A 12,053-nucleotide genomic window follows, 5' to 3' on the forward strand; every position below is an offset into this window, starting at 1 on the left:
CGATCCCAGCGGCCCGGCAAAGCCGGTTCCGCGGCATCCCTGGCATTTGGCGCGCCGGATTCATGCGTCGCGCGTCGGGTGATCGCGTGTTGGAGCACTAAGATGGACGCTGGCGGCAGCGAACAGGAGCATTCGAGATGACCATCCACGACCTCTACCAACAGAAACTGCAGCCGGCCGCCGAGGCGGTGCGCCAGGTGCGCGACGGCGACCTGATCATCGTGCCGACCGGGGTCGGCGAGCCACCCGCGCTGCTCACCGCGCTGTCGGTGCAGCGACGCGATTTCAGGGACGTGAAGGTGTCGCAGATCCTGGCGATGCGCAAGTACGCCTACATCGACCCCGAGACCACGCAGCACGTGCGCCACGTCGCCCTGTTCTTCGGCGGCGCGACCCGCGCCGGCGGACAGGAGGGCTGGATCGACTTCATCCCCAACTACTTCTCCGAGATCCCGGCACAGATCGAGCGCGGCCAGATCCCGGCCGACGTGGTGTTCAGCATGGCCTCGCCGATGGACGCCCACGGCTATTTCTCGCTCAGCCTGGGGGCCGACTACACGATGGCGGCGGTGGCCCGGGCCCGCGCGGTGGTGCTCGAGGTGAACCCCAACGTGCCCTTCGCCAACGGCAACTGCCACGTGCATGTCTCGCAGGTCGCGGCCCTGGTCGAAAGCAGCGACCCGGTGCTCGAGGTCGGACTGCCGAAGATCGGCCCGGTGCAGCAGGCCATCGGCAAGCATGTCGCCGAGCTGATCGAGGACGGCTCGACCTTGCAGATCGGCTACGGCGGCATTCCCGACGCGGTCGTGATGCAGCTCACAGACAAGCGCGACCTGGGCATCCACACCGAGATGCTCGGCGACGGCATCCTGACCTTGATCGAGGCCGGCGTGGTCACCAACCGGCGCAAGAACTACCTGCCCGGCAAAACGATCGCGACCTTCGCGCTCGGCTCGAACAAGCTGTACCGCTTCATGGACCGCAATCCGGCGGTGGAGATCCACCCCGTCAACTTCACCAACGACCCGGCGCTGGCGGGCCTGAACGACAACCTGGTCGCGATCAACGCCACCCTGCAGATCGACCTGCTGGGCCAGTGCGGCTCGGAGAGCCTGGGCCATGCGCCCTTCTCGGGCACCGGCGGCCAGTCCGACTTCGTGCGCGCCGCCAACCGCTCGCGCGGCGGCAAGGCCTTCATCGTGCTGCCCTCCACCGCCAAGGGCGACACGATCTCGCGCATCGTGCCCTCGCTGTCGCCGGGCACGCATGTCAGCACCAGCAAGAACGACATCAACTACGTGGTCACCGAACACGGCGTGGCCCAGCTGCGCGGCAAGTCGGCCAAGCAACGGGCACAGGAACTGATCGCGATCGCGCACCCGGATTTCCGCGCCGATCTGACCGAGCAGGCGAAGCGCGCGAAGCTGCTCTGAAAAAAGCAGCGCGCCGGATTCCGATCAGCCCTGGGCGGTCCGCCGGTCGCGCGCATCGAGCCCTCGCTCCCAGGCGCGCAGGCCCCGGTTCCAGGCCCGCAGGCGCTCGTCCGGCGCCGTGGCGCCGTGGCCTGACGACGATGCGATGAGCTGGTCGAGCAGGATCTCCTGGTCGGCGCTGAGCTGCTCCGGAAACACCGGCTGCACCGTGACCACCTGGTCGCCGCGCGCACCGCCGCGCCCCGTCGGATAGCCCTCGCCCTGCAGGCGATAGCTCAGCCGGTCGCGGCGCAAGGCCAGGGACCGCAGGCCCGCGAGGGTGGGCAGCTGGACCGTCCGGTTGGCGATCCAGGCGAAGCCGTCGACCGGCATCTCGCAGCGCAGCGTGCCGTCCTCGTCGAGTTCGAAGAAGGGGTGGGCCAGCAGCTCGACGCGAAGCTCCAGGTCGGCCGGCGGCGGATTGGCACGCGCGCGCCGGCCGTCGACGTGCAGCAGGTCGCCGTGACGCACCCCGGGCGGGATGCGGACCTTGACCTGGTAGGCGCGTGACTGGGTCCCGGCGCCCTCGCAGTCCGGACAGCTTCGCTGGGCGATGCCGCCGCCGTGGCAGGCGACGCACTCGCTCATGCCGCCGGGCCAGCCGAAGAAGGAGCGCTTCGCCACCGCGCCCGAGCCGCCGCACTGGGCGCAGTTGCCACCGAGCACCTGGTGGCCGGCCCCGTCGCAGGTGGCGCAGGCGTGCGTCATCTTGCCGCGCAGCGACTTGATGCTGCCGGCCGCCGCCTCCTCGAGCGTGAGCTTGACCTTGCGATGGATCGGCCGGCGCCGGGGTTCGGCGGCGTCTTCAGCAGCGGCAGCGGCCGGAGCGGGCTCGGTTTCGTCGGACGGCGCAGGCGCCGGGCTTGCGGGGAATCCGGCATTGCGGATTTGCTCGAAGGCCTGGTTGATTCGCTGCATCCTGGCGACCGCATCGGCGCTGGTGTTGCGGTCGGGGTGCCACTGCGACGCCAGGCGGCGCCAAGCCGCCTTGACCTCGCGCTCGGTGGCGTCGGAGCCCAGTCCCAGTTCGGCGAAAGCGTTGTCGGTGCCCATCGGCGCGAATTATCCACGAGCATGCGCGTGGACGGGCATGCTCCTTGCGGCAGCCAGAGCGAAAGAACCAATCCCATTCCAGCCGATGCCCCATTCCTTCTTCCAGCCGCCCCGGGCTTCGCGCCGTGCCCTGCGCAATGTGCGCGCCCCCCGCTGCCTGGTGCAGCCCGCTCTGGCGGGCGACACCGACGACGACCTGGTCGCCATCGACCTGCTCATCGACGACGGCCGCATCGCCGCCATCGACCTGGCCGGCCGCATGCCCGCCGAGTGGGGCCCCGACCTCGACGCCTCGATGGTGCTGCCGGGCCTGGTCGACTGCCACACGCACCTCGACAAGGGCCATATCTGGCCGCGCCAGGCCAACCCGACCGGCGACGGCGCGGGTGCCTCGGCGGCGACCTTGCGCGACCGGCAGGCGAACTGGAACGCCGAGGACGTGCGGCGGCGGATGGAGTTCGGCCTCGCCACGGCCTATGCCAAGGGTGTGGTCGCGATCAGCACGCACCTCGACTCGCTCGCGCCGCAGGCGTCGATCTCGTTTCCGGTGCTGCGCGAGGTGCGCGAGCGCTGGGCCGGGCGCATCGACCTCCAGGTGTCGTCGATCGCGCCGCTCGACATCTTCCTCACCGACGAGGGCCGCCGGCTGGCCGACATCGTGGCCGAGAGCGGCGGCAAGCTGGGCTGCGTGACCCGATCGGCGGCCTTTCCGAGCGAAACGATGCCGCCCGACCTCGACGAGGCGCTGGTGCGCGTGTTCAAGCTGGCCGGCGAGCGCGGGCTCGACCTCGACCTGCACGTCGACGAATCGACCGACCCGCGCGCACGGGCGCTGATCCGGGTCGCCCGCCATGCCGTGGCCCAGGGCTTCAAGGGCCGCATCCTGTGCGGCCACGTCACCTCGCTGGCCTTGCAGACCGACGAATTCATCGAGGAGACCATCGCCGCCTGCCGCGACGCCGGCATCGACATCGTGAGCCTGCCGACCGTCAACATGTACCTGCAGGACCGCAGCGCCGGGGCACGCACGCCGCGCTGGCGCGGCGTGACCGTGCTGCACGAGATGAAGGCGCGCGGGCTGCGGGTGGCGGTGGCCGGCGACAACTGCCGCGATCCGTTCCATGCCTACGGCGACCACGACATGCTCGACACCTTCACCCAGGCGGTGAAGATCCTGCACCTGGACCATCCGCTCGGCGACTGGATCCGCGCCGCGACCGAGACGCCGGCGGCCATCATGGGCATCGACCGCGGCGTGCTGAGGGCCGGCGCGCCCGCCGACCTGCTGGTGCTCAAGGCCCGCAACTATTCGGAGATGCTCTCGCGCACGCAGTTCGACCGCACCGTGCTGCGCGCCGGGCAGGCGATCGACACCACGCTGCCGGACTACCGGCTGCTGGATGATCTGATGCAGGTCTGAAGGACCGTCGAAAACGTGGGGTCAGGCCGACGCCGGGCCGCCCCAAGGCGGCCTGCGGCCCCCTCGGGGGGCAGAGACCCACACGCAGTGGGGGAGCGTGGGGGTCAGTCAGGCCGACGCCGGGCCGCCCCAAGGCGGCCTGCGGCCCCCTCGGGGGGCAGCGACCCACACGCAGTGGGGCAGCATGGGGGCCACACTCAGCCGGCGATGTAGTGCTGCAATTGCTCGATGATGAAGGTCTGCTCGGACATGATGCCCTTGACCAGGTCGCCGATCGAGATCAGGCCGACCAGCTTGCCGTCCTGCATCACCGGCAGGTGGCGGATCCGGCTCTGGGTCATCAGCGCCATGCAGTCCTCGGTGGTCTGGTCCGGCCGCACGTAGATCACGGCGGGCGTCATGACATCGCGCAGGGGGGTGTCCTTCGACGATCGCGCCAGCAGCACGACCTTGCGCGCGTAGTCGCGCTCGGTGATCATGCCGACGATCTTCTCGCCCTCCATCACGAGCAGCGCGCCGACGTTCTTCTCCGCCATCAGCGCGAGCGCTTCGTACACCGTTGCCGAAGGCCCGATCGAATACACGACCGAATCGCCCTTCGCCTTGAGGATTTCTGCCACAGTTTTCATGCGTTCTATTCTGCGCGGCGCGTGGACCCTCCACAAGCGCAAGCCATCGGCGGCGACAAAGGGTTTCAGTGCCGTGCGAGCGCCGCTGCTGCGCCGCCGTGGTGCGCGACGCGCGCCGCCGTGTCGACGTCGCGACCTTTTCCAGCTTCGGGACCGGCGATTTGCACACTTTCGTGTCAATCAACGCGCCAGGTCGTTTTGGTGCGCGCCGAAGACTGGATTTGTCGCCCCTGTAACCGATTGACACAACAACAATGAGAATTCACACGGAGCTTCAGCTTCGCGCAGTCGCGCCGTCGATGCCGTCGACCAGGAGCGGCAGCAGTTCCTCGGCCTTGCCGCGCAGCACCGCGGTCGCCGAATGGTCGAGCGCCAGCGGCTCGGCATTGAGGATGATGAGCTGCCCGCCGTTGGCCAGCGCCAGCTCAGGCAGGTCCGCGGCGGGATAGACGACCGCCGTGCTGCCGACCAGCACGAAGACGTCCGACTCCTCGGCGGCCACCTGGGCATCGAGCAGCACGCCCTTGTTGAGCAGCTCGCCGAACATCACGACGTCGGGGCGCGCCCGCCGGCCACAGCGGATGCAGCGCTGGAGCAGCCAGGGCCCGCGGCGGTTGCCGCAGTGGTCGCAGCGCCAGCGCTGCAGGGCGCCGTGCAGTTCGAGCACGTCGACGGCGCCGGCGCGGGTCAGCAGGCCGTCGACGTTCTGCGTCACCAGCCGCGTCGCCGGACGCAACCGCTGCAGCCGGGCCAGCGCGAGATGCGCCGGATTGGGCGCGGCCGCCTCGACCACGCGCAGGCGTTCGGCCCAGAACTTCGTGAACCCGGCCGGATCGCGCGCCAGATCCTCGGCGTGCGAGAAGCGCAGCGCGGCCTGGTTCATCCACAGGCCGTCGGCATCGCGGTAGGTCGGAATGCCCGAGGCCCTGGACAACCCCGCCCCGGAAAAGACCACGATGCGCCGGGCGGCGCGCAGCAGCTCGACGGCGAGCTCGACCGCGATGCCCTCGCTCATCCGGCCAGGATTCCGTTCATTGGCCGAGCCCCGCCAGGCAGACATACTTGATCTCCAGGAACTCGTCGAGCCCGTATCTGGAACCCTCGCGCCCCAGGCCCGACTGCTTGACGCCGCCGAACGGCGCCTCGGCGGTCGAGATCAGGCCGGTGTTGACGCCGACGATGCCGCATTCGAGCGCCTCGGCGACCCGCATGACGCGGCCGATGTCGCGGCTGTAGAAGTACGAGGCCAGTCCGAACTCGGTGGCGTTGGCCTGCGCGATCGCCTCGTCCTCGGTGTCGAAGGCGAAGATCGGCGCCAGCGGCCCGAAGGTTTCCTCGTGCGCCACCAGCATCTCGGCCGTGGCGCCGCCGATCACGGTTGGCTCGTAGAAGCGCCCGCCCAGCGCGTGCCGCTTGCCGCCGGCCAGCACCCGGCCGCCCTTGGCCAGCGCGTCGGCGACATGCTCCTCGATCTTCGCCACCGCCTTGTCGTCGATCAGCGGCCCCTGCGTGACGCCCGGCTCGGTGCCCTCGCCGACCTTGAGCCCATTCACCTTCGCGACCAGCTTCTGCGTGAAGGCCTCGAGCACGCCGCGCTGGACGTAGATGCGGTTGGCGCAGACGCAGGTCTGGCCGGTGTTGCGGTACTTGGAGACCATCGCGCCCTCGACCGCCGCATCGATGTCGGCGTCGTCGAAGACGATGAAGGGCGCGTTGCCGCCGAGCTCGAGCGACAGCTTCTTGATGGTGTCGGCCGACTGCTTCATCAGCGTGCGGCCGACCTCGGTCGAGCCGGTGAACGTGAGCTTGCGCACGATCGGGCTGCGCGTCATCTCGCCGCCGATCTTCGAGGCCGAGCCGGTCAGCACCGACAGCAGTCCCTTGGGCAGGCCCGCGCGATCGGCCAGCTCGGCGAAGGCCAGCGCCGAAAACGGCGTCTGGCTCGCCGGCTTGACCACCATCGCGCAGCCGGCCGCCAGCGCCGGGCCGGCCTTGCGGGTCAGCATGGCGGTCGGGAAGTTCCAGGGCGTGATCGCCGCCGTGACCCCGACCGGCTGCTTGAGCGCCAGGATGCGGCGGTCGGACTGCGGCGCCGGGATGGTGTCGCCGTAGACCCGGCGCGCCTCCTCGGCGAACCACTCGATGAACGAGGCCGCATAGGCGATCTCGCCCTTGCTCTCGGCCAGCGGCTTGCCCTGCTCGGTGGTCATGATGAGCGCCAGGTCGTCCTGGTTGGCGAGCATCAGGTCGTTGAGCTTGCGCAGGATGGCCGAGCGCTCCTTGGCCGGCCGCCCGGCCCAGGCGCGCTGGGCGACTTCGGCGGCCGCGATGGCGCGCACGGTCTCGGCGCTGCCGCACAGGGGCACGCTGCCGATCGGCTGGCCGCTGGCCGGATTGGTGACCGGGAGGGTCTCGCGGTCGTCCGCATCGGCCCATTCGCCGGCGATGAAGGCCTGCTGGCGCAGCAGGGTCGGGTCCTTGAGTTTCAGCATGCTTGTCTCTCCATGGGCTCGAAAGTGCAGGAAGGCACGATACCCGCGACAGTGTCCCGACGCCGGTCCCGGCCCGCAATTCCGGTCTTCGATCCCATTCATTGGCCTGTATCAAGCACTTGGGGGAAAACAGCGATGGTCACCTTCCGGTCAGACTATAAGATCGCTGCCATTTCTACTCGGAGACCGCATGAAAACACTGCTCGCAATCACCGCGCTGGCCGCCCTCGCGGCCGGCGCGCACGCCCAGGACTTCCCGGGCAGCAAGCCCATCAGCATCGTGGTGCCTTTCGCCGCCGGTGGCCCGACCGACCGGGTCGCGCGCGACCTCGCCGAGGCCCTGCGCAAGCCCCTTGGCGGCGGCAGCATCGTGATCGACAACGTCCCCGGCGCCGGCAGCTCGATCGGCGCCGCCAAGGTGGCGCGCGCCAACCCGGACGGCTACACCCTGCTGCTCAACCACATCGGCATGTCGACGATCCCGACCCTGGTGCGCAACGTGCCGTTCAAGGTCGAGACCGATTTCGAATACCTCGGCATCGTCAACGACGTGCCCATGACGCTCATCGCCAAGCCCCAGATGGCGGCCAACAACTACAAGGAACTGAGCGCCTGGATCGCCGCCAACAAGGGCAAGATCAACCTCGGCAATGCCGGCGTCGGCTCGGCCTCGCACCTGTGCGGCCTGCTCTACCAGACGGCCATGAAGACCGAGATGACCCCGGTGCCGTACAAGGGCACTGCACCCGCCATCACCGACCTGATCGGCGGCCAGATCGACCTGCTCTGCGACCAGACCACCAACACCTCGCCGCAGATCGAGGCCAAGAAGGTCAAGGCCTATGCCGTGACCACGCCCCAGCGCCTGACGACGCCGCTGCTGAAGAACCTGCCGACCCTCCAGGAAGAGGGCCTGAAGGGCTTCGAGGTCACGATCTGGCACGGCTTCTACGCGCCGAAGGGCACGCCGCCGGCCATCACCAAGAAGCTCAACGACGCGCTCAAGGTGGCCCTGAAAGACCCCGAGTTCATCAAGAAGCAGGAAGGCCTGGGCGCCGTGGTCGCGACCGACGGCCGCATCGAGCCCGAAGGCCACAAGAAGTTCGTGGCAGCGGAAATCGCCAAGTGGAGCCCCATCATCAAGGCGGCCGGCGTGTACGCGGACTGATCCCAGCACCTGAAGAAGAAAAGCCGCCGGAGCGAGAGCCCGGCGGCTTTTCTTCATTGCGCGATCACTTCGGCCGGATCGCGTCGGCCGTTCCTTGAATGAAGGCCTTGATCTTGTCCACGTCGTCGGGTGTCAGCTTGCCCGTGAAATCAGGCATGCCGCGCTCCATCGCCGGGCCCTTGAAGACGAACTTGTCGAGGTTCTCGATGAAGCTGGCGTTCATGTAGCCGAGGTTCGGGATGTTGCCGCCGCGGTCGACGCCGGGCACGCCGTGGCAGAAGACGCAGTTGCTCACGTACAGGTAGGTGCCGGCTTCGACCTTGGCGGGGTCGTACTTGACGCCCTGCAGCAGCTTGTCCATGCGGTACTGCACGAACTCCGGCTTGGGCGCATTGCCGCCGACCACGAAGGTGTAGACGGTGCCCGGCCCCTGGCGCTCGGTGGCCCGCTGGGCCAGGCCGTAGACGCCGCCCCAGCCCACCGCCACCGACACGTACTGCTTGCCGTCGACCATGTAAGTGGCCGGCGCCGCGACCACGCCGGTGCCGGTCGGCGTCTCCCAGAGCTTGTCGCCGGTCTTGGCGTTGTAGGCGACCAGCCGGCCGTCGGCCGTGCCCTGGAACACCAGGTTGCCGGCCGTGGTCAGCGTGCCGCCGTTCCAGGGCGACACGTAGTCGACGCCCCAGGCCTCCTTCTGCGCGACCGGGTCCCAGGCGACCAGGCGCCCCATCGGCTTGCTGGTCGGCGGCTCGGCATTGGCGAACTTGGCGGTGTTCCAACCCAGCGCCGCATGCGGCCGGCCCGGTGCGTTCTCGTTGAACTTCCAGTCCTTGTCGTCCATCAGGTTGAGCGGCACGTGCTGCGCCGGCAGGTAGGCCAGCCCGGTCTGGGGGCTGTAGGACATCGGGTGCCAGTTGTGGGCGCCGAAGGGGCCGGGGACGCTGTCGCCGGGCTTGGTGTTCTGGCGCGCGGCGGCGATCTCGATCGGCCGGCCGTTCTTGTCGTAGCCCGTGGCCCAGTTGACCTCGACGAAATTCTTCGCCGAGATGAACTTGCCGTTGGTGCGGTCGATCACGAAGAAGAAGCCGTTCTTGGGCGCATGCAGGATCACCTTGCGCGGCTTGCCCCCGATCTTGACGTCGGCCAGGATCATCGGCTGCGTCGAGGTGTAGTCCCAGTTGTCACCGGGCGTCTCCTGGTAGTGCCACTTGTACTTGCCGGTGTCGGGGTCGAGCGCCACGATCGACGCCAGGTACAGGTTGTCGCCGCCCTTCGGGCTGCGCTGGCTCTGGGCCCACGGCGAGCCGTTGCCGGTGCCGACGTACATCAGGTTCAGCTCGGGGTCGAAGGTGAGCGAGTCCCAGGCAGTACCGCCGCCGCCCGCCTCCCAGTACTTGTTGCTCGGGTCCCAGGTCTTCGCGGCCTTGGCCATCGAGGCGTCCTCGTAGGGCTTGGACGGATCGCCCGGCACCACGAACCAACGCCACTTCTGGTCGCCGGAGGCCGCGTCGTAGGCCGTGACATAGCCTCGCACGCCGTACTCGGCGCCGCCATTGCCGATGATCACCTTGCCCTTGAAGACCCGGGGCGCGCCGGTGATGGTGTAGGAGCGGCTGTGGTCGATGATGGTGTCCTTCTCCCATACCACTTGGCCGTTGGCGGCATCGAGCGCGATCAGCCGGCCGTCATAAGAGGCGACATACACCTTGCCCTGGTAGATCGCCACGCCGCGGTTGACCACGTCGCAGCAGCCCTTGAAGCCCTTCGAGCGGTCGACCTTCGGGTCGTAGGTCCAGAGCTGCTTGCCGGTGCGCGCATCGATCGCATGCACCACGCTCCATGACGCGGTGACATACATGATGCCGTCGACCACCAGCGGCGTGGCCTCGACGCCGCGCGTGGACTGGAGGTCGTAGGACCAGGCCAGACCGAGTTCCTTGACGTTCCCCGCGTTGACCTGGTCGAGCTTGCTGAAGCGGGTCTCGGCGTAGTCGAGGCCGTAGCTCGGCCAGTCTGGCGTCTTGGCCGCATTGGCGCGGATGAAGGCGCCGTCGACCTTCTGCGTGACCGCCTTGATGTGCTCGGGCGAGCCCTTGGCCGGTTGCGCCAGCGCGCCCGGGGCGCCCAGGCACAGCAGCGCGCCGAGCGCCAGCGCGGCGTGGATCTTCTTCATCGTCGGGTCTCCTGTCGTTGTGACCCGAAGGATCGGCCGTCCCGGACCTTTGTTCATCCTCGGGAATTCCCTAGAGCCCGACTGTTCCATTGCGGAACAAATTCGAGCCTCTTTTCCTGCCCTGGAGGCGCCCGTGCCCCTGACGACACGCAGCTTGGCCGGCGGCCCTCGACAGCTGTTCGCCAACACGCACACCGAACGCGTCGCGCTGGCCCGGACCCAGTTCTTCGAGGAAGGCGTGCGGCCTTCCGGGCTGGTCGGCGAGGCCGTGATCCAGTCCTGGATGCGCTGCGCCCGCAGCCATGCCGACACCCGGCGGACGATCGCGTTCGACGCGGTCACGCCGAGCCGGCTGCATGCCACGCTGGCGCGCAACCACGACCTGCTGGCAGCGGCGCAGGGCGAACTCGTGGGCATGGAAAGCTCGCTCGCCGGCACCGACTGCCGGGTGCTGCTGACCGACGCACAGGGCGTGATCGTCCACGTGACGCATCACCCGGCCGCGGCCGCGCAGCCGATCCTGCGCCGGACCGCCCGGCTGGGCGTCAACATCGCCGAGAGCGTGGTCGGCACCACCGCGCCGGGCATCGTCGCGCGCACCGGCCAGGCCTGCACGGTCGATGGCGCCGAGCACTACTTCGAATGCCTGCGGGCCATGCAGTGCGCAGCGGCGCCGATCCGCGATGTCCACGGGCACCTGGCCGGCGTGCTCGACCTGTCGGTGGAATCGCGCCGCTTCGGCTTCGACGCCGCCTCGATGGTCGCCCTCTACGCCACCACGATCGAAAACCGCCTGCTGCTGGCGCAGTCGAGCGACCGCCTGGTGCTCCGCTTCCAGGCCAGTCCGGCGCTGCTGGGCACGCCGCTCGAGGCGCTGGCGGGCATCGCCGACGACGGCACCGTCGCCTGGCTCAATGCCGCGGGGGCGCGGCTGATCGGCGGCCTGCCCGAGGCCGGCCCTTGCGACGCCGAGCTGCTGTTCGGCCTCGATCTGGCCGGGCTGCTGCGCCTCGGCCGCCGCGAAGCCGCGCAGCCGGTGCGGCTCGCGAGCGGACTGGGCGTCTGGCTGCAGGCGCGCATGCAGGCGCGCGACGGCATCGACTTCGGCCACGCGGCGAGCGTGCCCGCGGCGACCCCGGCACCGGCGGCCGCCGAGGTGCCGGCGGCCAGCACTGCCGAAGCGCCGCAGCCGGCCGGGCCCGCTGGCGGCGCGGACGCCGGCGACACCACCCTGCAAGGCCACAGCCGCAAGCTGATCGAAGACACGCTGGCGGCCCACCACGGCAATATCTCGCTCGCGGCGCGGCAGCTGCGGGTCTCGCGCGGCACGCTGTACCGGCGGCTCAGGCGTTGGCGCGAAGGCACAATCGATTCATGAGCGTCCAGGCCCTGCGATCCACCTTCGGTCACAACTGCCATTGGTGCGGCCTGCCCATGGATTTCGCGGAGCCCCGCAGCGACCCCGATTCGGCCACCATCGAGCACCTCAACGACGCTACCCTCGGTGGCGTCCGCAAGCAGAAGCACCGGCGACTCTCGCATGCGATCTGCAACCAGACCCGCAACGAATTCAAGCTCCAGGCCGAACGGCAGTTCCAGCGCTGGATCGAGGCGCGCCGGGCGTCGGCGGCCGGGGGCGACTGAGT

At 69.2% G+C, this 12,053-nt stretch carries 10 protein-coding genes; 5 read left to right on the forward strand and 5 right to left on the reverse strand.

Features of this window, described 5'->3' with window-relative positions; translation table 11 throughout:
• Nucleotides 1–137: 137 nt before the first annotated feature.
• Nucleotides 138–1,433 carry an acetyl-CoA hydrolase/transferase family protein gene (locus tag QZH52_RS07335; RefSeq protein ID WP_301806032.1) on the forward strand — a complete coding sequence of 432 codons (1,296 nt, stop codon included), beginning with the start codon at nt 138–140 and terminating at the stop codon, nt 1,431–1,433.
• 24 nt (nt 1,434–1,457) lie between these two features.
• On the opposite strand, the gene QZH52_RS07340 is transcribed toward QZH52_RS07335, so the two are convergent.
• On the reverse strand, nt 1,458–2,525 hold the full coding sequence (locus QZH52_RS07340; RefSeq protein ID WP_286534306.1) for a DnaJ C-terminal domain-containing protein: 1,068 nt from the start codon (nt 2,523–2,525) through the stop codon (nt 1,458–1,460).
• An 85-nt stretch (nt 2,526–2,610) separates the two neighbouring features.
• On the opposite strand from QZH52_RS07340, the gene QZH52_RS07345 reads away from it, so the two are divergent.
• Nucleotides 2,611–3,945, forward strand: coding sequence for a cytosine deaminase (locus QZH52_RS07345; protein ID WP_301806033.1), 1,335 nt, complete (start codon nt 2,611–2,613; stop codon nt 3,943–3,945).
• A 197-nt stretch (nt 3,946–4,142) separates the two neighbouring features.
• Here the strand turns inward: QZH52_RS07345 and QZH52_RS07350 are convergent, their stop codons facing one another.
• From QZH52_RS07350 to QZH52_RS07360, 3 genes are all read right to left on the reverse strand, one after another.
• On the reverse strand, nt 4,143–4,574 hold the full coding sequence (locus QZH52_RS07350) for a CBS domain-containing protein (RefSeq protein WP_286534308.1): 432 nt from the start codon (nt 4,572–4,574) through the stop codon (nt 4,143–4,145).
• 274 nt (nt 4,575–4,848) lie between these two features.
• The gene (locus QZH52_RS07355) at nt 4,849–5,589 is read right to left on the reverse strand and encodes an SIR2 family NAD-dependent protein deacylase (protein ID WP_301806034.1); all 741 of its coding nucleotides are present in this window, start codon (nt 5,587–5,589) and stop codon (nt 4,849–4,851) included.
• 16 nt (nt 5,590–5,605) lie between these two features.
• Nucleotides 5,606–7,066, reverse strand: a complete 1,461-nt coding sequence (locus QZH52_RS07360; protein WP_301806035.1) for an NAD-dependent succinate-semialdehyde dehydrogenase — start codon at nt 7,064–7,066, stop codon at nt 5,606–5,608.
• A gap of 190 nt (nt 7,067–7,256) precedes the next feature.
• On the opposite strand from QZH52_RS07360, the gene QZH52_RS07365 reads away from it, so the two are divergent.
• Complete coding sequence (locus tag QZH52_RS07365; protein ID WP_301806036.1) at nt 7,257–8,234, forward strand: tripartite tricarboxylate transporter substrate-binding protein; 978 nt, start codon at nt 7,257–7,259, stop codon at nt 8,232–8,234.
• A gap of 64 nt (nt 8,235–8,298) precedes the next feature.
• On the opposite strand, the gene QZH52_RS07370 is transcribed toward QZH52_RS07365, so the two are convergent.
• Nucleotides 8,299–10,407: a PQQ-dependent dehydrogenase, methanol/ethanol family gene (locus QZH52_RS07370; protein WP_301806038.1), complete on the reverse strand. Its 2,109-nt coding sequence runs from the start codon at nt 10,405–10,407 to the stop codon at nt 8,299–8,301.
• A 133-nt stretch (nt 10,408–10,540) separates the two neighbouring features.
• On the opposite strand from QZH52_RS07370, the gene QZH52_RS07375 reads away from it, so the two are divergent.
• Nucleotides 10,541–11,785 (forward strand): helix-turn-helix domain-containing protein, encoded by a 1,245-nt coding sequence (locus QZH52_RS07375; RefSeq protein WP_301806039.1) that lies wholly within the window; start codon nt 10,541–10,543, stop codon nt 11,783–11,785.
• Nucleotides 11,782–12,051, forward strand: coding sequence for a hypothetical protein (locus tag QZH52_RS07380; RefSeq protein ID WP_301806041.1), 270 nt, complete (start codon nt 11,782–11,784; stop codon nt 12,049–12,051). The genes QZH52_RS07375 and QZH52_RS07380 overlap by 4 nt, the downstream gene beginning before the upstream one ends.
• The last annotated feature ends 2 nt before the right edge of the window (nt 12,052–12,053 follow it).

The sequence above is a fragment of the Variovorax ginsengisoli genome, from assembly GCF_030486595.1.
GTDB lineage: Bacteria > Pseudomonadota > Gammaproteobacteria > Burkholderiales > Burkholderiaceae_C > Variovorax > Variovorax ginsengisoli_B.